Annotated in this window: 22 protein-coding genes; 7 read left to right on the top strand and 15 right to left on the bottom strand. The window is 38.8% G+C overall.

What is annotated here, in order from left to right:
• Nucleotides 1–3 precede the first annotated feature (3 nt).
• The 9 genes from asbD to nagZ all read right to left on the bottom strand — a co-directional run bounded on the left by asbD (nucleotide 4) and on the right by nagZ (nucleotide 12,220).
• On the bottom strand, nucleotides 4–261 hold the full coding sequence (asbD, locus tag NST76_RS09460; protein ID WP_036127419.1) for a petrobactin biosynthesis protein AsbD: 258 nt from the start codon (nucleotides 259–261) through the stop codon (nucleotides 4–6).
• Complete coding sequence (locus NST76_RS09455; RefSeq protein WP_249663923.1) at nucleotides 258–1,496, bottom strand: AMP-binding protein; 1,239 nt, start codon at nucleotides 1,494–1,496, stop codon at nucleotides 258–260. Before NST76_RS09455 ends, asbD begins: the two co-directional genes overlap by 4 nt.
• Nucleotides 1,493–3,244 carry an IucA/IucC family protein gene (locus NST76_RS09450; protein ID WP_342535585.1) on the bottom strand — a complete coding sequence of 584 codons (1,752 nt, stop codon included), beginning with the start codon at nucleotides 3,242–3,244 and terminating at the stop codon, nucleotides 1,493–1,495. The genes NST76_RS09455 and NST76_RS09450 overlap by 4 nt, the downstream gene beginning before the upstream one ends.
• A complete protein-coding gene (locus tag NST76_RS09445; protein ID WP_342545076.1) occupies nucleotides 3,216–5,039 on the bottom strand; it encodes an IucA/IucC family protein in 1,824 nt (607 codons plus the stop codon). The genes NST76_RS09450 and NST76_RS09445 overlap by 29 nt, the downstream gene beginning before the upstream one ends.
• 549 nt (nucleotides 5,040–5,588) lie before the next feature.
• Nucleotides 5,589–6,770, bottom strand: a complete 1,182-nt coding sequence (locus NST76_RS09440; RefSeq protein WP_036127430.1) for a NupC/NupG family nucleoside CNT transporter — start codon at nucleotides 6,768–6,770, stop codon at nucleotides 5,589–5,591.
• 26 nt (nucleotides 6,771–6,796) lie between these two features.
• Nucleotides 6,797–8,092, bottom strand: coding sequence for a purine/pyrimidine permease (locus tag NST76_RS09435; protein ID WP_342545073.1), 1,296 nt, complete (start codon nucleotides 8,090–8,092; stop codon nucleotides 6,797–6,799).
• 35 nt (nucleotides 8,093–8,127) lie between these two features.
• On the bottom strand, nucleotides 8,128–8,835 hold the full coding sequence (deoD, locus tag NST76_RS09430) for a purine-nucleoside phosphorylase (protein ID WP_036127436.1): 708 nt from the start codon (nucleotides 8,833–8,835) through the stop codon (nucleotides 8,128–8,130).
• A 195-nt stretch (nucleotides 8,836–9,030) separates the two neighbouring features.
• Nucleotides 9,031–10,467 carry a helix-turn-helix domain-containing protein gene (locus tag NST76_RS09425; RefSeq protein ID WP_342545072.1) on the bottom strand — a complete coding sequence of 479 codons (1,437 nt, stop codon included), beginning with the start codon at nucleotides 10,465–10,467 and terminating at the stop codon, nucleotides 9,031–9,033.
• 67 nt (nucleotides 10,468–10,534) lie between these two features.
• Nucleotides 10,535–12,220 (bottom strand): beta-N-acetylhexosaminidase, encoded by a 1,686-nt coding sequence (gene nagZ, locus NST76_RS09420; protein WP_342535581.1) that lies wholly within the window; start codon nucleotides 12,218–12,220, stop codon nucleotides 10,535–10,537.
• A gap of 192 nt (nucleotides 12,221–12,412) precedes the next feature.
• Here nagZ and NST76_RS09415 point away from each other — a divergent pair, with 192 nt between their 5' ends.
• Complete coding sequence (locus tag NST76_RS09415) at nucleotides 12,413–12,808, top strand: glucosamine 6-phosphate synthetase (RefSeq protein ID WP_101966786.1); 396 nt, start codon at nucleotides 12,413–12,415, stop codon at nucleotides 12,806–12,808.
• Nucleotides 12,809–13,063: 255 nt separating this feature from the next.
• On the opposite strand, the gene NST76_RS09410 is transcribed toward NST76_RS09415, so the two are convergent.
• Together NST76_RS09410 and NST76_RS09405 are read right to left on the bottom strand one after the other, a co-directional pair.
• Nucleotides 13,064–13,270 (bottom strand): hypothetical protein, encoded by a 207-nt coding sequence (locus tag NST76_RS09410; protein WP_271913097.1) that lies wholly within the window; start codon nucleotides 13,268–13,270, stop codon nucleotides 13,064–13,066.
• A gap of 157 nt (nucleotides 13,271–13,427) precedes the next feature.
• Nucleotides 13,428–13,952 carry a GNAT family protein gene (locus NST76_RS09405; protein WP_342545070.1) on the bottom strand — a complete coding sequence of 175 codons (525 nt, stop codon included), beginning with the start codon at nucleotides 13,950–13,952 and terminating at the stop codon, nucleotides 13,428–13,430.
• A gap of 346 nt (nucleotides 13,953–14,298) precedes the next feature.
• Here NST76_RS09405 and NST76_RS09400 point away from each other — a divergent pair, with 346 nt between their 5' ends.
• On the top strand, nucleotides 14,299–15,471 hold the full coding sequence (locus NST76_RS09400) for a multidrug effflux MFS transporter (RefSeq protein WP_058844992.1): 1,173 nt from the start codon (nucleotides 14,299–14,301) through the stop codon (nucleotides 15,469–15,471).
• A gap of 80 nt (nucleotides 15,472–15,551) precedes the next feature.
• On the opposite strand, the gene NST76_RS09395 is transcribed toward NST76_RS09400, so the two are convergent.
• A complete protein-coding gene (locus tag NST76_RS09395; RefSeq protein ID WP_230593953.1) occupies nucleotides 15,552–16,049 on the bottom strand; it encodes a hypothetical protein in 498 nt (165 codons plus the stop codon).
• Between the two features lie 95 nt (nucleotides 16,050–16,144).
• Here NST76_RS09395 and NST76_RS09390 point away from each other — a divergent pair, with 95 nt between their 5' ends.
• Nucleotides 16,145–16,597 carry an NUDIX domain-containing protein gene (locus NST76_RS09390; RefSeq protein WP_036127498.1) on the top strand — a complete coding sequence of 151 codons (453 nt, stop codon included), beginning with the start codon at nucleotides 16,145–16,147 and terminating at the stop codon, nucleotides 16,595–16,597.
• Nucleotides 16,598–16,625: 28 nt separating this feature from the next.
• Here NST76_RS09390 and NST76_RS09385 read toward each other — a convergent pair whose 3' ends face one another.
• Both NST76_RS09385 and NST76_RS09380 read right to left on the bottom strand, forming a co-directional pair.
• Nucleotides 16,626–17,069 carry a GNAT family N-acetyltransferase gene (locus NST76_RS09385; protein WP_082673767.1) on the bottom strand — a complete coding sequence of 148 codons (444 nt, stop codon included), beginning with the start codon at nucleotides 17,067–17,069 and terminating at the stop codon, nucleotides 16,626–16,628.
• A 10-nt stretch (nucleotides 17,070–17,079) separates the two neighbouring features.
• The gene (locus NST76_RS09380; protein ID WP_036127510.1) at nucleotides 17,080–17,397 is read right to left on the bottom strand and encodes a MazG-like family protein; all 318 of its coding nucleotides are present in this window, start codon (nucleotides 17,395–17,397) and stop codon (nucleotides 17,080–17,082) included.
• Between the two features lie 224 nt (nucleotides 17,398–17,621).
• On the opposite strand from NST76_RS09380, the gene NST76_RS09375 reads away from it, so the two are divergent.
• On the top strand, nucleotides 17,622–18,197 hold the full coding sequence (locus tag NST76_RS09375; RefSeq protein WP_058844982.1) for a TIGR00730 family Rossman fold protein: 576 nt from the start codon (nucleotides 17,622–17,624) through the stop codon (nucleotides 18,195–18,197).
• A 453-nt stretch (nucleotides 18,198–18,650) separates the two neighbouring features.
• On the opposite strand, the gene NST76_RS09370 is transcribed toward NST76_RS09375, so the two are convergent.
• The gene (locus NST76_RS09370; RefSeq protein WP_036127503.1) at nucleotides 18,651–18,848 is read right to left on the bottom strand and encodes a Fragile-X-F protein; all 198 of its coding nucleotides are present in this window, start codon (nucleotides 18,846–18,848) and stop codon (nucleotides 18,651–18,653) included.
• Between the two features lie 117 nt (nucleotides 18,849–18,965).
• On the opposite strand from NST76_RS09370, the gene NST76_RS09365 reads away from it, so the two are divergent.
• The 3 genes from NST76_RS09365 (at nucleotide 18,966) to NST76_RS09355 (ending at nucleotide 21,574) form a co-directional block, all read left to right on the top strand.
• The gene (locus NST76_RS09365) at nucleotides 18,966–19,943 is read left to right on the top strand and encodes an arginine deiminase family protein (RefSeq protein WP_342545066.1); all 978 of its coding nucleotides are present in this window, start codon (nucleotides 18,966–18,968) and stop codon (nucleotides 19,941–19,943) included.
• 82 nt (nucleotides 19,944–20,025) lie between these two features.
• Nucleotides 20,026–20,271: a YkuS family protein gene (locus tag NST76_RS09360; RefSeq protein WP_036127519.1), complete on the top strand. Its 246-nt coding sequence runs from the start codon at nucleotides 20,026–20,028 to the stop codon at nucleotides 20,269–20,271.
• Between the two features lie 136 nt (nucleotides 20,272–20,407).
• Nucleotides 20,408–21,574 (top strand): Ger(x)C family spore germination protein, encoded by a 1,167-nt coding sequence (locus NST76_RS09355; RefSeq protein WP_330493913.1) that lies wholly within the window; start codon nucleotides 20,408–20,410, stop codon nucleotides 21,572–21,574.
• The last annotated feature ends 25 nt before the right edge of the window (nucleotides 21,575–21,599 follow it).

The raw sequence follows: 21,599 nt of genomic DNA, 5'->3' as shown, positions 1-21,599 counted from the left end.
CGATTATTCTACCTTTTGCTGTTTTTCTAAAAAGCTTGCTAATGTTCCTACTGTTTTGAAATCTTTAGGAACGAGAACCTCATCGGGGATGGCAATGCCAAGATCCAGCTCTATATGAAGAATCAGTTGAAGGACCATAATGGAATCCATATACAAATCCTCATTTAATCGGGCATCTTCATTGAAAGAAGACAGTGTCGGCAACTCTAATGAATTTTCCATAATATCATAGATGCTCTGAATCAATTGTTGTCGCGTCATACTGGTATGCCTCCAAGTTTTTTTCTACTTATTTTTCCATTAGGCAGCTTTTCAATTTCTTGAACAGGCAAAAACTCTATTGGAACTTGATGTGGAGCTAGAAATTTTCGGCACCATTCTCGAAGCTCCATATTATCGATTGGTTCAGTAGACACATATAGTGCACATACCCGCTCTCCTGACAGGTTATCTTGTTTCTTATATACAACTGCTTCGACTATTCTTGGGTCATCCATTAACACGGTTTCCACTTCTTGCGGATACACATTCAAGCCTGCTACATTAATCGTGTCATCTATTCTTGCTAGAAAAGACAGAACATTATCTTCTATATAGCCAAGATCTTTCGTATAAATCGTTTGTGTCGACAATTCAATAATAATTTCGCTCGGTGTTTGTTTATCACCGGCTGTTACCTTTACATGAGGAAGTGGGTAGCCCATTTCTTTCGGATCTTCCACATTAGGGTGAATCGCAACACAGCCTGCTTCAGAGCAGCCATACTGCTGGAGTACTTGGCGAGATTTCTCTCTTAATGTTGTCAGCCAGCTATGCGGCATCAAAGTTCCTGACGTCATAACACGATCAAATTGTTCACCCATCGGTAATAATCGACTTAATGTATAAAGTAACGCTGGGGCCCCATAGAGTATGTGTTGAGGATATTCTTTTAGCTTTTTCAAAATATATTTAGGGTTATTATTTGTAATAATAACTGGCTTTGCTCCCCTTCTTAGGCAAGCCAAAACACCACAAATGAAGCCATAGGAATGAGTTACTGGACAAGCAACAACCGAATTTGTCAAGGAATCGACAGGTAACATCGTCACATAACTTTCAATCTCTTTTTCCACAGAGCCCCACGTTCGTTCAATACATTTCGGAGCGCCTGTTGTGCCTGAGCTCATTTGAACTAATACGCCCTCTTGGTTATTGCAATGATTTGATAGTTCAATGAAAGTATCAATCGATTGGAACAACAGCAGATGACTACCTGCTGAAGAAGCAAGCCGCACAGCTCCCTCTTTCGGCGTTGCTGAATGGATGGGGACAACTGATCCCCCTTTTTCGCGAATGTATAAACAAAGAGCTATATATTGGAAAGTATCATCCGTACAAATAGCTAGTCTGCGATTGTTACACTCCCTTAAATGAGGTAAGCTTTCATATATTTCAAATTGCTTCTCAATATCTTCTACTGCATAAAATTGATCATTGACATAAAACATCATCATTTCTCCTTTTTATCCGCTTGCGCCAACGTATTGTTGACGATATGTCGAAAATTACCTTCCTCTTGATTTTGAACTTTCTTAGTTAGCAAAGATTCAACATAAATTTGTGTGCTAGTATGCTGAAGCTGTTCATGTCTTGCACATAACGATGGAAAGCGTTCCAAGTGCTTCTGTAAGCTGTCCTTAACTTGACACCAAAAATGTGTTTCTGCAAAGTCATACTGCTCCTCTAGCAAATACGATAGTTCACTTAAATGAAATACGAATAGTGTATCCATAATTAATTCTCGTAAAGCCTCTAGAGAAGACATCCAATAATACTGATCGACAGGTGCATCTTTAAAACGTTCGTGTATCGTTGCAAAGTCTGGAACGAGGCTTCTGTCTGCAATGAATTCTTCCATATATTCGATACTGTCATGGAAATCCCTCAGTACAACCCGAGTGGGCCACCCATTTTGATGCAATAAAATCATGTTTTGTGCATGTGCCTCCAGCGCAATACCATGGGCGACCAGCAAGTGCCACACAGGAATAACACTCACTTCGATCAAGCGTTTTACCCACTCCTCTGCTCCATATCGGGAAAGCCAATCATCAATAAATGGACGCCCATCTCTCTCCATCATCATTAGTACTGTAAAAGGAACCGCTTCCTCTTCATCCTTCATATACAAGCGCACACTTTCTCGCCATATGGTACCAAGCTGACCTTCTAGTTTGCTACTATGCTTTTTGGCATTCGGTTCAAAAATAATACCTGCATATTCCTCCAGTACAATAAGCGATGCTTCCTTTTGTAAATAGGCATCTAATTGAATCACCTGTTTAAGCCATGATGAAATAGGAGGAGCGGCACAAACAGCATGAGAATGTAACTTTCGCAAGGAAGAAGTATTCACCATATTCATTGCACATTTTAATTGCGCCTTTTCAGGATGTGAAACATTCCATAATGTTCGTACTGATTGGGTTGCCCTATAGTAATCTCCTTTCACATTTAGAGGGATTAAATCTTTTTGCTCAATTAATCCAGCTAGTTCCATTTTCAGGTTATGCCATTGCCAAGGATGAACAGGGAGGAACGTATAGTCGTCAAATGTTCCACCGAAAATCGCAAGCTTTGCTAGAAGGTCTTCCCACAGAAAATGTCCTAGCTCTCTTTTCCAAAAGCTCTCTTCCTCAAGAACGGTGATTCGTACGTAGCTTCTTCTCACCGCAACCCATTGAAGGGTAAATGATTGCTTTGCCTCAGGGCCATAGTTTTTATGGTCGTCAATTGTAAAACCGGTTCTAGATTTGAAACAAGGATGATAGGGATGCCCTTCCATGATTTCTGATTCTAATTCTTCATAGCTCGAATTTCTTCTCGACATGGGCATTTGGAGATGACGCTCATTCCATTGACAAAGCTTACTCGTTAAATGAAGTTCTTCCAGTAAACGAACTTTGTCTTTACGAGTAGATAGTAATTCATCTACTAGATCCTCAAGCGTAGCTTCTAGTAACGTCTCATCTTTTCCTACTAGAAAAATACTATCGCCCTTTATTCGGATACGATCAAAGGCCATTCTTCGCCCTTCACAACGATAGGTACATTTCTGTCCAACAAGAGTAAAAATGGAAGACCATTTATCTAGAGGCGTTTCTTCATATTTGATTAGTCCTTCAAACATCATTGCTTCTACAAGCTGCCGCCTTACACGTAGCTCTTCTTGTTTAGTAACTAAAGGCTGTAGCTGCTTCATATTCTGCCTCCTCATACTGAACAACGAACGGATTTGGCACTTTCGTATATACCGCTTGTTCAAGCTCGGCTTCTAGTTCATCTACATCATGAAATCTTGTTAATAAATTTGCTTTGAACGCAAGCTCCTCTTGCTTTAGAATGTTACGAATAAATGCCTTCCCGAAACCTGTAAATTCTTTTTCTAATAAGTGCAGTTGATCGATAGACCACTTCAAAAGAATTTTTTCATCGATTAGCTGATCGGCTCCAAATCGAGAAATAACGGGAAACAATTGATTCATAAATAAATAATATGTAAATCTATCATGAATAAGGGCATCTTCGTAAAATAGCTCTTCTGTTTCATGTAAAGAAGGCTCTATTGAAAGAAGTACTTCTTTATATGTTTTTGATAAGTAATAACCTTGGTTATCACGATAATAATAAGTAGTTGGATAACTGGAAGAAATGTTTAACAAACTATTTTGCTGGTGTGCTTCGAGAGCTATTCCATTCTCATCGTATAATCTTAATAACGATTCAATCGAACATTTCCAATAAGCCTTAAACCAATCTAAGCTTACACTCTCTAATGATCGGAATTCTGATTGAGCAATTTTCATGATGAGCTGACATAATTTTGATTTTTCTTTTGGTAGGGGCTCTTGCAAAAGCGTAGCGATCATGCAGATTCCTTCATCCTGTCCTTCAGGAAATACATTTGAGCGAAAAATAACCTCAAACCCTGATTCCGCCTGATTTGGGAACTCTACAGTCATATAGGCTGGATCATCAATCATCCGAAAAGATGGATGGTTCTGTAAGAAATCAATCTTATTCATTAACCGAGCCATAACAATCCCAGCTTTTAATTCATGCGTTCTAGTCACCCGCAATGAATTCGTTATTTTGACTGGAATTGAAAACTTATACATCATTTCTTCATTTGTGCTATATACCGTTCTTATCGAGGAGGTTGCTGTATAAAGTGCCCCAAGTGCACCTTCGTATTTTATCCATCCTTCAGCAAGCGCTTTTTTTACATGCGGTTGCTGCAAAAGCCATTGTGCTTGAAGCGGATGCATCGGAATGAGACAATCCTTCTCTGACATCACAAAATCAGGTTGTGATGTTGTTAAAGACTGAGAAATGAGTTCACTTGCACTTTTTTCTAATACAGAGGACTCTTTTACATTTTTACGGTCAACACGAAAATAGTGAAGCTGAAAAGAACCTTGTAACTCTGGAGCAAAACTCGTTTGCTGCCAATCTGACATCCCTTGTCTGCTTTTAGGTGTCGGATGGAGCCAATGTCCAAGTAAGAGTGATTGCTCAGCTTCAATAAACGTACCGTTAGCTCCATTTTGTTTCTTATTTTCCAGACGCTTTTCAATATAATTTGTCATCGTTTGATAGCTCTCAATTATGCGAAGAATGAGTTCATCAAAATGGGAGGAAAGTTCATGACATCCATCCTTCTTTGCCATAAAATGGAGTTCCTGAATAAATGTGATGAGTATTGTTAATTTATCTTCGACAAGCCATTGTTTTTGTTTCGTACAATACTTCAACGAGTCACCAAATTTATGTCTTCCAACAAGAGATTTGTATTCCATGCCAAATGCAAAACGTGTGTTTTGTAATGGCAACTCGATTTCTAATATATATTCCTCTGTCATCAGGATAGATAGTCGCTGTTCTTTTATCCATTCCTCCTTTCTGACCCAGTGTCCGCTACTCACCTCTCGTATATAACAATTCATAAACGCTTGAAACGTTGCATTTTCTGCAATCTGTTTAGCCATCTGTTGCATTCATTAACCATCCTTTCACAGAGCCTTCTCCCTATCAAATGATAATTATTATCATTCACTGTTAAAAAAATGAGTCTTCCAAATTAAAAAGACTGATGAGATGATAAGAAGTAAATGGAAACAATTGAATTGTTGACAAACGTTGATAATGATTATCATTTTCAACAATAATTACATATTATAAGAAAGACAGAAATGACTCAACTGTCTAAAGACCTATATGGCAATTTAAACCATCGAAATAGGTAAAAGTGTAGAAGCTGTTGCCTTTTCTTGGAGGATATTAAGAGGTTATTAATATATGGTACTTTGAGAGGGAGAAATATTACAAGGAGATAAAAAGAATTTTGCCATATGTGAAAGGTCTATATGTTATGAATGTTCCTAGCCTTTTACATAATATGCAAAAACCCTTTCTTATCAACGAAAGGGTTAAAAATTATAGCTATTTATAGAGATCTACCCTCCCTTTTTCCAAGTAACTGAGCAATTTTAGGTGATAGGAAATGGTGTAGATACTCTTAAGTCATTCAAATCTTATGAGCCTATTTAAAATACAATGCCGATAATGATTGCTGATAGAACACTTACAAGTGAAGCACCATATAGCAATTTTAATCCAAAGCGCGCAACCACATTCCCTTGCTTTTCATTTAACCCTTTCACCGCACCCACGATGGTACCAATGGACCCAAAGTTCGCGAAGGATATAAGGAAAACAGATACGATGGCTGTTGTGCGCTCACTGAAACTATCTTGTATTTTAACAAAATCCAGCATGGCAACGAATTCATTTGCCACAAGCTTTGTCGCCATGATACTTCCGGCATTGACAGCTTCATGCCAAGGTACACCCATGACAAAGGCAATTGGAGCAAAGATATAGCCTAAGATGTCTTGGAACGAGATGCCGAATATACCGCTAAATACACCATTAATCAAGGCAATCAACCCAACAAAACCTACTAACATGACCCCAACGATGATGGCTACCTTAAACCCATCCATAATATATTCGCCTAGCATTTCAAAGAAGGTTTGCTTTTCACCTTCTTGTACTTCAATTATATCCTCTTCGGCTTTTACGTCATACGGGTTAATGATGGAGGCTATGATAAAGCCGCCAAATAAGTTTAATATTAATGCTGCCACTACATACTTAGGCTCTAACATCGTCATATAGGAGCCGACAATCGACATAGATACCGTTGACATCGCAGAAGCACATAATGTATACAGACGATGTTTCGGTAAAAATCCAATTTGATTTTTCACGGAAATAAATACTTCATTTTGTCCTACTATAGCTGCTGCAACTGCATTATATGATTCTAGTTTACCCATCCCATTTATTTTACTTAATACTAAACCAATATACTTAATAATAAATGGGAGGATTTTATAATGTTGCAATATTCCAATTATTGCTGACATAAATACAATTGGCATTAATACATAAAGGAAAAATGTATGTGCACCTTCATTGGCCATCCCACCGAATACAAAATTAGTACCTTCATTGGCGTATTCAAGTAATTTTGCAAAACTATCAGCAAAACCTTTAATTAGAAATTCCCCGATACCCGTTTTAAGTAAAAGAAAGCCTAAAATAAGTTGGATAGCAATCATCACCATGATGGGGCGATATTTAATCTTTTTCTTATTATTACTTGCAACCCATGCTAATAATAGAACTAGCATGAGTCCTACTATAGAAATTAAATAATGCATCTTGTCCCCTCCGTGTTTTACTCTGTTTAAGATATAGACTTACTCGAATGTTTTTCCTTCCAGATTAATCCTTGTTCTAAAATAATCGCTAAAAAACTTCCACAAATTAACCCATTGTTTAAAATAGCAATCACGATAGGAGATAATTGGCTTGTCGCAGATGAAGGAATAAACATTAAACCAACACCAACTAAAAGAGACACGCCACTCACGATATACGTTCGTTCCTCGTGCGTAACCGTTTTCAATTCCTTCAAGGAGATTCCGACCATTTTGACAAAAATAACGAATGTTACAGCATAGCCTATTGGTGCTGGAATACCCGCTAATATATTCATAAAGGGTGGCAGCAAGGAGATACAGATAACGCAGCAACACCCAATTAAAAACGACCTGCGTTCCTTCATACCTGTTTGTTCAACATATCCTGCTGCCCCCGAAATTGGCACTGAGCCGATCGCACCCAGGCCTCCACAAATTAGTTGTGTAATCCCTGACATAAATCCAGCACGCAAATAACGGCGATCATCCCTTGATTGTTTTTGTTTCATGACTGTCACCATCAAACGGATTGATGCAATCGCATTAACTATTAATAGCAATGCTAACAAGAATGCTGTAGTGATGGTTCCACTGTCAAATCTCGGCCTTCCAAATGGGAAGAATTCAGGGAGCTTAACTAGTGTATTTACCTGTGAAATCCCAGATGTCTGACCAAAAATCACAAATAATAACCAACCTATCAATATACTAATGATGATTGAAAATTGCCGCAGGATAGTATAGCGATTGTTGCCTAACCAAAAGGTGATACAAATGACCATCGTACTAAGTAGAAATACTTTAATATCTACTGTTGCGTGGCTTGACGAAATACCCATCATTCCTTTCATAAAGGAGCCACTTAATTGAAAGATTAATAAAAGCAAATAGATAAAAGTGATGGTCGGTGTAAATAAACAAGCAATTTTATCCATTAGCTTAAGTGCTGAAAGTAGGATAAATAAAATACCACTTATAATCATTCCTCCACATAAAGCTTGTAAGGCAGCCATGTGAGAAGAATATAATACCCCTACCAAACTCGCATAAATGGTAAAAATGCTCCACCATAAACCAGCTGGCCCTTCATGGATTGGTAATTTATGACCAATCAGCCCTTGTAAAAAACCAGCTATCCCTAAAGTAATAATCGTACTTTGGATTAGCCCAGACGTCTCAATAGGTGTTAGATTATATACATCTGCGATAGCAATCGGCGCTGCGATAGCACCAGCGAGCATAAATACCATCCACTGTAATCCAGACAATATTGCCTTCATTACGGTCTTCCCCTTTTCTTACGATTACTATTGCATTACTCATCGATGATTGTCTGAAGTGCAATGTCCACCATTTCATAAAAGGACTTTTCACTTTCCTCGTGAGATAAGCTTTCATTTGTTAATAATTGACTACCTACCGTCAAAATAGATAATGCTTTTACCCCGTATTTAGCAGCTAAAGTATAGAGGGATGTACTTTCCATTTCTACACCTAACACACCGAATTCCATAAACTTATGAAGCCTGTCTAGTGTTTCACGATAGAATTCATCAGAATTATAAATATTGCCAACAAAGACATTTACTTTTTTGTCTTGTGCTTGTTGATACGCCTTCATTAATAAAGAAAAATCTGCTGTTGGTGCGTAATTATTACCGTAGAATATTTTCTCCGTCAAATTGCTATCTGAGGACACTGCTTGGGCTAATATAATATCACGGATATTAATATCCTTTTGCATCGCACCACATGTTCCGATACGAACCAGTTTCTTAACGCCATAATCGTTGACCAATTCCGTACCATATATACTCATCGATGGATTGCCCATCCCAGTACCTTGAACTGAAATCGGCACACCTTTGTACATTCCTGTGTAACCATACATCCCTCTTACTTCGTTATAGCAATAAGCCTTCTCTAGAAAATGCTCTGCTACAAATCTTGCACGCAGAGGATCTCCAGGAAGCAGCACACGCTCTGCTATTTCTCCCTTTTTTGCACCTAAATGCCTACTCATCTTTATCCCTCCAACTATTTATCTCAAATTCCATAAGGTAAACGTTTTCATTTGCCATCAAAAAAACCCATAGCTGTTTCCAAACCAATTTCTCTTAAAAGAAATCGGTTCAGAAACTACTATGAGTATAAGATTTTTTTATCATAACAAACTAGACCAGATTGTTACGTAGTGTACAGGAAATAATTGACCAAATTACTGAAGCAATTCTTGGCGAATATTATCTAAATCCCTTTTTGAAGGAATCGTTGAAATAATAACAACGGGCACTGTCGTTAAGGCAACAGGAAAATTACTTATGACAAAATCAATGTGATGCTGCTCCACCATTTCATCGGTTAGCCCCTTCATAATGGAAGTATTAATAATGAGCTGGTCTCCAATTTCGTTTTTTATCAAATTAGCTATATAATGACGGATAGAAAACTCCTCACCAATGACCAAGAAGGCTCGTTTACTTTTATAGCGTAGTCCTGAACGAACAAGTAAGGTGAGTTTGGTTAAATGAAAGTCATTATACAGGACAGAAGGGTATGTTTTTTGCCACTTTTGCATGCAGTTCTGCATATCTTGATAAATCTGCTGACACTCGATTTGAACATAGTTTGTTAAATTACTTTTTGCAATCGTCAACCATTCAGGAATGGCGTTATCGATTAAAAGCTTGTCAAGAAACTCATATACTTCCAAGATAAAACGCTCTTGCCTATCTAGATTGGGGTAAGCCTTAGCCAATATTGTTAACAACTGCTGCGCCATTTGATCGACTTCTTTATTCTTGTACAATTCAATTTCTTTCTCCGGCGTCATGTCAGACCCTTCATAATAATGATATTGGCTTAGGCTAAATAGGGATTGCATGAAAAACAATTCACTTTTTGGTAATTCTATAGAGAATCTTTCTTCCAGTGCCAGCGCAAAGTCTTTTACTGGCAAATAGAAAATCCCACTTTCCCAAAGATAATCACCCTCAGCAATTTTGACATAGTTCCCTTTTCTCACTCTTTCAAGTACAATCGCTATTAAAAACGATAATTTCCGTTTGGAATTGATAAAATAAACAATGTTCTTCTCATTCTCTATATTCGTAATGGATTGATTGATAAAATCAAAGTCACTATTCGTAAATGGCCATCCTGTAAACTCATAAGCATCACCATATAACTTCCAGTAAAAATAGCGGATATTCAATTCATTTCCCTTTATGGCTGGCGTCGAGTATGTAATTCGTAGCTTATATGGCTTCAAATCGTGATTATTTAATTGCATAATCAGTTTCTTCAAAGATGAGGTACTCATAAACATAGCTTCTGCAAGCTCCTCCATGGTGGATTGATGCCCATTTGTAAACAATAAATGCATTAGTCGATAGAAGATTGTTTGTCTAAGCATGCTTGAAACCACTTCACTAACTGTTGTACTTCGCCCATCGCGTTGTAGAAAGATTCCCTTTCCTCTAGACACTTCAATAGTCATCGCTGCTGGCAATTGCCTATTGATTTCTTCTACTAGCTTACGGATGGTTTTATCTGAAACATGTAAACTTTTTTCAACCTCCGCTAAAGTAAACCATCTTTGTTCAGCATCTAACAGCGTTAATAATCGACTAGCTAATTTGAATTCCTTATCCACGTTCTCACCCTTATCCATCATTCACAAAAAGGAACATACATTACTTGCTGTATGTCCCTCTCCATCTTTATTTATACATATTGAATACGTTTTCGATGTCTGTATTGAGCTTGTTGATATCAACTGCTGTCACGGGTTGATTGACAAGCTGATACTTTTGTTTTAGCTGCATGATTCGACGGACACTCTCATTAATGCGCTCCTCTGTTATGTCTCCATCATGGACGGCTGCCTTCACAGCTTTTATGGCTGATGCGACATTCGTGTACTCATGGGCAATTAATATAATATCACTGCCAGCCTTGATTGAATCTACAGCCGCTTGACCGATAGCAAAATGATTCGTGATAGCTTTCATCGTCATATCGTCTGTCATAACAACCCCATCGAAGCCTAGCTGCTCCCTTAACATACCTGTGATAATTTCCTTCGACATCGATGAAGGGTATTGTGGGTCAATCTTTGGTAATAAAATATGAGCAACCATGACCACATCGGCACCGTTATCAATGGCATCTTTAAAGGGGACAAGCTCCAGTTGCTTTAAATCGGCCAAACTTTTCGTCACCTTTGGCAATTCTAAATGGGAATCCACGGAAGTATCACCGTGCCCAGGGAAATGCTTGATTACTGGAATTACTTGCTTGGACTCTAGCCCTTTCATTGTCTGAATGCCTAATTTGCTGACAATATCGGGATGATTCGAAAACGAGCGATCTCCTATAATCGGATTATTCGGATTGCTATTGACGTCTAGTACAGGGGCAAAATCAAGGTTAAAGCCAAATGCCTTTAATTGTTCCCCTAGCAATTGACCTACTTTAAATGACAATTGGGATTGATTGATATCCCCAATGCTTTTATTCGTTGGGAAGTTTTTTAAAGGCCCTGGTAATCTAACCACCTTCCCACCTTCTTGGTCGGTTCCTATGAAAAGGGGCACCTGATTATTGGTATTGGCAGCCATTAAGTCATTCATCAATGTGACTGTTTGCTGAGGGGTTTCAAGATTATTACCATAAAGAATCAAACCACCCACTTTGTCATCTTGAATGAGGCTTGTTGTGTCCTGCTGAAGCGTCGTACCTGACACACCTGCAAACATCATTTGACCAATTTTTTCGTCCAATGTCATCTGCTTGACCGTATCAGCTGCTTGTTGCTTTAATTCAGTATAGACCGAAATATGATGAACGACAGGATTAGGATCACTGTCAGTCGGTTTTGGTAAAATCCATTTTAATTGATAGTCGGCATTCACTTGGTAGACAAGAATGATTTGATTGGTCGTTGTATCCTGATAATAACGAACCTCATCGGGTTCACCTAGCTTATTTTTAATATCGGCTAAATGAATTTTCTTGATATCCTCTTTAAATGAACGAATATCAAAAGCATGTGAACCTTGAAAGCCAATCGTCACATCCTGATAAGCTTCATATCGTCCATTCACTGACTCCGTTACTTGCTGAGGCTCCCCCCATTGCTGATGAACCACTTGTTGATCCGCCTCACCTGCTGCAAACGGCACATAAGGGACTCTTCCTTCTAGTGCTAAACTGGCTATGTCCTGTAGGATGACCTCCACATTTTCTGACACCCCCTCTTGTTCAGATACTTCCTCTTGGACTGGGGATGGCTCAGAATTTCTTGTCGTTTGTGTGGCCGGCCGCATTTTTGTGCCGAGAAAAAAGAACAAACCCAGTAATATCAGCACGAGAACTAGGAGCAAACCACGTCTTCTTTTATACATGCAAAAACCTCCTTCACCAAACAAAATGGCGACTTCGAAACAAATCTATCAACTAACGTTATCATAACTGCCACTTGAATTCAAAGCTCACGTTATGAACAGAATCACGGCCTTCTATAGAAAATATTATCGTAAGCTAGCAAAAATGCAAAAGAAGATGTTAAAATATTCACATAAAGGGGGAAGCAAAGCATGGGGAAATTAAGTAAAAGGAATATATTATGGATTGTGCCTATCGGTATTTTAGGGGTATTTTGGTACTTTTATGGCCCACAAAAGGATATTACAAACAATGAATATATTACATATGTACAAAACTATACGTATGAAAATAGTACAAAAACTTTAGAAAGTGCCTTTGCCGCTGCCTGTGAAAATCCATATTGGGTTTATTTTGAAACACAAAAGGGACAGGACGTCGTAGAGTTCAAGGGGGATTGCCCCGTTGACAATGAAATAGCCAAGGTCAATGTGCAATTTCTTGTAGACAATGCCATCACAAGTGTCCAATCTGGTGCAATGCTTATTGATAGTAAAATGCAAGAGGAAGCAGAACGCGATCAATTTTTACTGACGCTTGTTCAATAATACAATGTAGCAGGAAGGGAACGGATAAAATACGCGAATTGGTGGATAAAACGGACAGAGTAACGGATAACGTGTTAAAAGTAGCGGATATATCGAGTAACTAGAAGGATAGCTCTATGAAAGCAGTGCTATATTTTGATGCTGAAGTCTCAACTATACAACAATAAGATCTTCTATTCATCGATGCATGTTGCAATGTTTTCTCCCCTCTACAGATAAAAACCCATGCATGTACACGCATGGGTTGAGCTGCTATTAACGATTTCTTGAGGACTTTAAAATAGTCCGTTCAATCAGTCTTATTTCATTATTTAGTTTGGCAATTGCCGCTTCGATTTGTTGATAGCGCTCCATTTGGTTGACTTTCTCTGTTGATATTGAATCCTTTAAAGCGGCATGCCCTGCGTATAAGCTTGCTAGTAAATCTAGCTTTTGAAAATAAGCTGTGCTATATTGCTCCATAACACCCAGCCCCTCGTCACATACTTTTTACACGAACAAATGAATTGTTGTTCATATTAGTACTATAGCCGAAAAAAGCAGCATCGAAACTCAGCCTAAATCATTATTTATCATCCTTTTTTCACTAAATATCATTCTTTTAAAATAAAAATTGTCACTATTCTTCCTTTTTTAATAAAGAATAAATGAATGTATCATAGGCTTGCCCATTTTGATACATATAGTCTCTTAGGATGCCTTCTTGTTGGAACCCTAGCTTCATCAATAGTTGACTGGAAGCTTCATTTTCTAAAAAGACAACAGCTCCAATGCGATTCAGGTTCATGTCCTGAAAGCCATAGGCTATCACTTTTTGCACGGCTTCTTTTATATAACCTTGTCGCCAGTAATCGGGATGAATTTCATAGCCAATTTCTGCTCGATGATGCGCAGCCGACCATAAATGGAAGCCAATCGTACCAATGACTTCATTCGAATCTTTGCGTTCAATGCCCCAACGAATCCCTCTTTTTTGTTCAAAGTTTTTAGCAAACTGCTTAATAGCCTGCTGTGTATCGACAAAGGGTTCCTGCCCATAATAGCGTGTTACAGCCTCATTCGAAAAGCAGCGGAAAATGGCTGGTACATCCTCTAAAGTTAGCTCTCTTAACCTAAGTCTTGCCGTTTCTAAAACTGGAAACATTCCCTTCTCCTCCTCTACCACCCATTACCATTTCTCTAATCCACCTTCAAAATCCTTTTTGACACTAGCTCTATCTCTTAAAAATTGATAAGATTAGCAATTATTACTATAAAGGTATTATAAAATAGCTTATAATAGTAATCAGACTATGCACTCCTACTACATGCATATCCATTACAGCTCAGCTTCCGTATTTTTCGGTATACCATTTTTGCTGAGTATAGATAAAGGTGATTTTCAACATGACATCCTATGAACGTATACTTATAATGGTCCCGCCGTTTCCCTAGCTACGCTATCTACTTGTAACGAACAAAGTAGATTTTGCTTGTAGGAGGGCAATATGTTGAAAAAACAGGCAGTACCATCTTTATTATTAATGATTGTTCTTGTGGCATTTCCACAAATTAGTGAAACGATATACACACCATCTCTACCAGATATTGCCGCTGCACTTGGTGTATCCAATAGTTCTGTCCAATTAACTTTAAGCATCTATTTTATTGGCTTTGCATTAGGTGTTTTTTGCTGGGGATGGATTTCTGATTTCATTGGCCGTCGACCTGCCATGTTAGCCGGTCTCCTTTTTTACGGTATAGGGAGCTTGCTCTGTGTTTACGCAGAGTCGATTCCCTTTCTAATTGCAAGTCGATTTATTCAAGCGTTTGGGGCTGCCACTGGCTCCATTATTACACAGACCATTTTGCGTGAAAGCGTAGCAGGTAGCCAGCGACATGCTATGTTCGCACAAATTTCAGCTGTCATTGCCTTTACCCCTGCGGTAGGGCCGTTGATTGGTGGCTGGGTCGATCAAGCACTTGGCTTTCGAGCCGTGTTTTTTGTCCTTGTGGTGATGAGTATCTTGTTGTTCATGTATGCTTATTACAGACTTCCTGAAACAACAGATCCAGCCGCAAGACAACGAATAGCGATTTGGCCTGTCGTCAAACGCATTGTTGCTTCGCCAACCGTTCTTGTCTATGGACTACTGATTGGGGGCATCAATGGTGTACTATTTAGCTACTATGCCGAAGCACCCTTTATCTTCATTGGTCATTTTGAAATGTCACCAGGCCTATACGGTTTTCTTGGTATCATTGTGGCATTGGCTTCTATCATAGGGGCCATGATTTCAAAACGACTGGTCATCAACCATCCACCGCAAAAAATCATTCACCTCGGCTGTCTGGTGATGCTTTTGGGTGCTGTGCTGTTGACTATCGTTTGTTTGATGCCACTGCATGCAATACTCGTAGAAATCGGCATCTTGCTGACCGTTTTCGTCCTACTGCTCGGCTCTGGCATGGCACTTCCTAATTGCCTAAGTCTTGCACTAGTAGACTTTCAGGATGTTATTGGGACAGCAGGCGCGATTTTTAGTCTCGGCTATTACCTATTAGTCAGTGCCATCACAACGGGTATGAGTTTGCTACACAACGGTTCTTTATTAACAATGCCACTCTATTTCTTAGGTCTATCCCTGACGATGTGGCTTTGTGGGAGAAAATTTATACGATAATCGATGAAAGCGGGCATCTTATCGTCAGCATAAAAATGAGCCACCTTAAATAATTAAGGTGGCTTCTCCTATTGACGACATTATTGAAAATAATAATCCAATACTTCCTGTGCCGAATGAAAAACCTTATTGCTTTGCGTTTTATAAAGAAATGTTGGATTCGTACAGGCTTTTTCTAAACTTTTGGCTTGCTTTAGCTTATCGGTCATTTGCTCGATAATATCCGTGTAGCCATCGAGTTGATTAGATATTTTCGGTAGCATCGTGGGTGAGATGTTCAAAACAATGGATACTTGATCCTCAGCATAGCTATTTAAATTGATAAAAAAGCATTCTTCCAAATGCTTGGAATGTTTATCTACATTAATGACGGCTTCTTGATAATTGGCAATTACACCTGTGGATGTATTCGTAACCTTAAAGCCCTGCTTTGTTAAATGTTGTTCGACCATCTTTAAAAACTGCTCTACTTTTTCATCTAATTGCGGTGTAACAGTCTTCTCAATTAAATCATCACAACGCTGATAAATCGTATCGATTTCAGCCTGTTTTTCGACAAGTAGTTTAAAATTGGACATTGAATACACGCTTGATCTCCCCTTTTTACTAAGGTAGACATTCATGAAGCATTTTAGTCATGACCACGAAAAATAACTATCCAAAGGAGATACCTATGATTAGAAATTCTGTAAAAGCCATCATTATCGTTGATGGCAATATATTGCTAATAAAAAATCAAGATGACGAGGGCTATTTTTATCTTTGCCCAGGTGGTGGACAAGAGCATGGTGAGACATTCCCTAAAACACTGCAAAGAGAATGCCTCGAAGAAATCGGCTCCTCTGTTCAGATTGGAGAGCTTCTTTTTATCCGAGAATATATTGGAAAAAATCATGAGCATGCCGCCTTTGACGCAAATGTCCACCAGGTAGAATATTATTTTCAATGTCAATTCAATGGGCAAGTTTGTCAGCCAACCAATCCAGATCAACATCAAATCGGCACACAGTGGATACCTATAGAAGAGCTACACACTTATAGATTTTATCCTAAAGCATTCATCCGCCCTCTACAGCACTTTATCCAAGGTCAACAAACAGCGATTTATTTAGGAGATGTCAATTAAAGCCGGCTTCTATCGCCATTGACCGCTCTTACACTAGATTTTTCACCATCGTATAATAACTACTCCCTGGTGGATAATCTTTAATTTCTCCTACCACTTGATAGCCTTGTGCCTCATAAAATGTGCGAGCTTGAAACTCGTAGGTTGTCAGCAGAGCTTTTGTAGCACCCATTTCCTTTGCTACTAACTCTGCCTTGGCTAGGAGCTTTGTGCCAATTCCTTTTCCACGATACTCTTCACTAAACCAAAACTTATGTATTTCCACCCATCCCCAGTAGACTTCAGCCGTTATACCACCTACCCATTGCTGCTGTAAATCTGTGACTATCAATTGCAATGGTTGGATTGCCCCCTGCTGTCTACTTGCACGATGATAAGAGGAATGTTCATTATTATAGGCGCGAATTTTTTCACTTAAAAAATTCGTAAACGCTTCATGCTGTTTATGTAAAACCTCAACTTGATATTCCATCGAGTTCCTCCTAGTCCTGATAGCGTTTTACTAGCTTGTCTTGATGAGCCGCAAATATTTCTTCTAATGGAATATCATATTGATTGGCAATGACAATAAGATTGCCTAGTACATCCCCTAGCTCTTCAATAAGCTCTTGTTTATGTTCCTCATAGGATTGTGTTTTTTCATCTGGTCGATCTCTACCAATCTCGATCGCTCGAATGGCTCTCGCTACCTCACCAGTTTCTTCTGCCAAGAAGCCAATACGTGTAAAAATATTGAGCTCTGACCAGCCTCGTGCTTCATAATAATCCTTTACCCAGCGTTGAAATTCATTTAGTTCCAATTCCTTTTCCTCCATTTCCTTCCTCTTCAAAATAAATTATACTATTATTTGTGCCTTAGCCAAAGCCCTTGTTAAAATCTATGCTACCCATGGGAAGCTTTGGGAACAGCATGAGACTGTCATTACTAAAGGCGTGGCGTTTTTACGCTATTCCCTAAGTTCAACGGGCGTTTACACTGCTTTCGGTACAAGAAGAATTTAATCAGTTATGGAGGAAATCTACTATGAACAGTGTTGCTGTATTTTGCGGATCAAGTCTTGGCGCTTCTGATGCTTATCGTGAAGGTGCGATTCTACTAGGAAAAGAATTAGCTAAAAGACAAATTACCCTTATTTATGGTGGTGCTTCAGTTGGCATCATGGCTACAGTAGCGAATACCGTGCTACAAGAAGGTGGCAAGGTTATAGGGGTCATTCCTACATTATTAGAAGAACGTGAAATTGCTCATCAGCACTTAACCGAGCTGATTGTTGTGAACACGATGCATGAACGGAAAAGTAAAATGATGGAGCTAGCTGATGGCTTTATTGCCCTTCCTGGTGGTCCTGGTACTTTAGAGGAATTTTTCGAAGTGTTTACTTGGAATCAAATAGGGCTGCTTCAAAAGCCTTGTGCGATTTTCAATATGGAAGGCTATTTTGATTTATTAATCTCATTTTTTGACCATATGCAAAATGAACAATTTTTAAAAGCTCAAAATCGTGAAGCATTAATTGTCGCTGAAGACGCTGCAACGCTTTTAGATAAATGTGAAAGCTTTGTTGCTCCAGCTGTGAAAACCTATGAATTAAGCAAATAGTGAAGTGGTAAGGTTGGCCCTAGGCGGGCTGATCTTACCACTTTGAAATTTTTGACAACATCATTCCCCCACTCCCAAAATTAATTTATATTGGCGCAAGAACTGGGAGGCGACCGCGATTCTTAAAAGAAGATGGACTTGGTTATTTTCCGATTACTATTTACTATCATTTTATCGTAGACCACTAGTATGATGCTATATCTGAAGTCAATACTGTATTAATTTCAGATACGAGGGAAAAATTGTATTATACTGATCCAGCGGAAACAGCGCAACTGATCTCGATATTAGATAACCTCGTGATGAAAAAGAAGTTCATTCCCTCATACAGATGCTTCTATCATTTTTTCTTTAGCGAATCCAGAGGAACGCTGTACAATAATTTTTGACTATGAAATCAAGCTACTTCAACGAATAAGGTGATCTTCGAATTTGTTCGATTTTCTCCTTGTTTTATTGATCCACTCTTTTTTCCCGCCTTTTAACAGCGATTACCGCAATAAGGACCGTCATAAGCTTTATTACTACCACAATGACATACAAACTGAATGAGAGTATGGCTGGTAATAAAACGACCCACCACGACCAAGCAATCACATCTGTTAGCTTTAAAACGACAAAGACAATGGTCAACACTTCTGCAATGCCCATCTTTTCACCACCCTACAACCTTTCTTGACTATGTAGTAACTATATCCCTTACGATATGGAACAACGCAGGAAAAAATTTCACTATTTTCTCTAAATGATATAACAGGAGGTCGTACTATGACGAATATTTTTGTAAAAAGTGAGTTTGCTCCGTTAAAAAGAGTTGTCATGGCTCAATCAGAGTTTGCTTTTCCCGCTACAGGCAATCCAACAGATGACGAATTTTTAACAGAAGAAACGCTAGCCCTTTATGCAGGCGTTGATACGCTCGGTAAAAACTTCAAAGAGGTCTTTCCAGAAAGACAGCAGCAATGGGGATTAGAACGAGCAAATTTTAAAAAGGTACTTGAAAAATATGGTGTGGAAGTACAGGTGCCACGACTTTTAACAGATTATGAAAAAGAGCTAGGACAAGAGGATGGCTATAGCAATTTCTTTGTTCGTGATCCCTTTTTCACTATCGGTCATTTTTTAATTGAAGGCTCCCTTCGATTTCCTCATAGACGGAACGAAATCTTGCCAGTGCGTAACATTTTAGCTCAGGAAGCAAACGATAACCAATGTTTCTATGTGTCCATTCCAAAGCCTGATATCGCAGACGGGCTGGATTCTGAGGCTGGCCCATTTTTAGAGGGTGGCGATGTGTTAGTGCTAGATAAAACGATTTTCATAGGAAATTCAGGGCTAGCCTCCAATAAAAATGGCGTGCAGTGGCTGCGTAATTTAGCCAGTCATTTTGATTTTACAGTGGTCGAGGTTCCACTTCATCCAACGATTCTCCATCTAGACTGTGCACTTAGTTTGGTAAGGGATGGTCTGATGATTGTCTGCGAGGATGCTTTCTTAGAGGGAATCCCCGAACAGCTAAAGGATTGGGATAAAATTCATGTTTCCCTAGAAGATGCCTCACGACTTGCAACAAACGGTCTCCCTATCAATGAAGAGGTTTACATTACAGATAAAGAATTTACATGGATTGGCGAGCAATTAGTACAAAGAGGTGTCACAGTAGAATACATTGATTTTAACATCTCCCGAAGCTTTGGTGGTTCGTTTAGATGTAGCACACAACCACTATTACGGACAAATGCATAGACATCATCCATCTTCTCTAAAAAATAATATGAATAATGAACAAGCTGAAATGGCACATTATTTATAGGAGGTGGACAAAAAAATGTCTAGAATTATTGGTGTGGAACAATCATTATCTAATATCGAGGATGCTTTAAAAGCAAAAGGCTATGAGGTCATCCAGCTTCGCAATGAAGAGGATGCTAAAAAATGTGATGCTTGTATCATTACAGGTCAGGACAGAGACGTGATGGGCATTAGTGATCCTGTCATGGCAGGCCCTGTCATTGATGCGGATGGCCTATCAGCAAATGACGTCATTCAACGTGTCGAAAAATATTTCCACTAAAACAACAAGTGCTGTCACCATGTCACATTGACTGGGGATAGCACTTTCTTTTGTCATTCCTACATAATCTGTACTTATAATACCATGTGTTCTTGTCCAAACTACTATACATGAACTAGAAAAAGTAGGGAGACATATGAGTCAAAAAAATATTGCGATTGTTATTTTAATGCTTACGACTACACTACTCATGTCAGGCTGCTGGGATGTTACAGAGCCTCAACGAATGTATTATGTGCAAGGTGTTGGGGTTGATTATAAGGATAATGAATATACTGTGTACTTACAAATTATCAACTTTGCCAACGTAGCGAAAACAGAACAATCTAACCCTCAAGCCTCACCTACAGAAATTGGTCAAGCGAAGGGAAAAACAATAGAAGAAGCGATTTATAAATTATATCGTTCCATGGACCAAGAAGTATTTTGGGGGCATATGACCTATCTTCTTTTCTCAGAGAATGCGATGAAGGATGAGCATGCCATTGCTGTAATCGATACTTTTTTACGCTTTCGTGAAACTAGATATCATATTTGGGTCTACTGCACACAAGACCCCATCGAGGATGTTTTATTAGTTTCCCCTTTATTAGAGAAGTCACCGACTGCCGCGAAATTAAGTAATCCTAAAAATACGGCTAAGCAGGAGTCCTTTGTAGAGCCTGTTAATTTGCGACAGCTAGTGATTGGCTTAAATGAGCCAAACCATGAAATGAAAATCCCTTACGTAACTGTCAATGAAAACTGGGAAACCATAGATGGTACCAAAACAGAAACCGTTTTTGCAGGTGTCGGTATCCTCTCAAAGGATAGTTTTAAAGGCTATATTAAAGGTAAAGCCGCTCGCGGTATTGAATGGATGAACGATGAAACAAAGCAAGGGGAAATCACTGTAAAATTGGAAAATAACGAGAAAAGTGATTTCTTAACTGTCGATATTCAAAAGTTAGATGTCGATGTCAAACCAATCGTCCAAAACAATCAAGTCCAATTTGAGGTGTATTTAAAATTCAACACAATTTTAAATGGCTTTAAAGGGAAGCTGACACCCGATCAAGTAAGAAAAAAAGTAGAAAAAGCAGTCAAAGATGAAATTATGGCTACCTTCGAGGAAGGCTTGAAAATGGATGCGGATGTCTTTCGCTTATCAGAATACCTCTACCGCGATAATGTAAAGGCATGGAAGAAACTAGAAAAGGATGGCAAAATTCCATTAACGAAGGATTCCATCCGTAAAATCGATATTCATATTAATAAAGTAAGCCCTGGCCGTAAAACATTTGAAGAGACCATCGCCGAATAATGGAAGAGACCACCCATCAGGTAGT

It is taken from the genome of Lysinibacillus sp. FSL W7-1291 (assembly GCF_038593415.1).
In the GTDB taxonomy this organism is placed as follows: Bacteria; Bacillota; Bacilli; order Bacillales_A; family Planococcaceae; genus Lysinibacillus; species Lysinibacillus fusiformis_D.
This window is presented reverse-complemented; position numbering and strand designations above follow the sequence as displayed.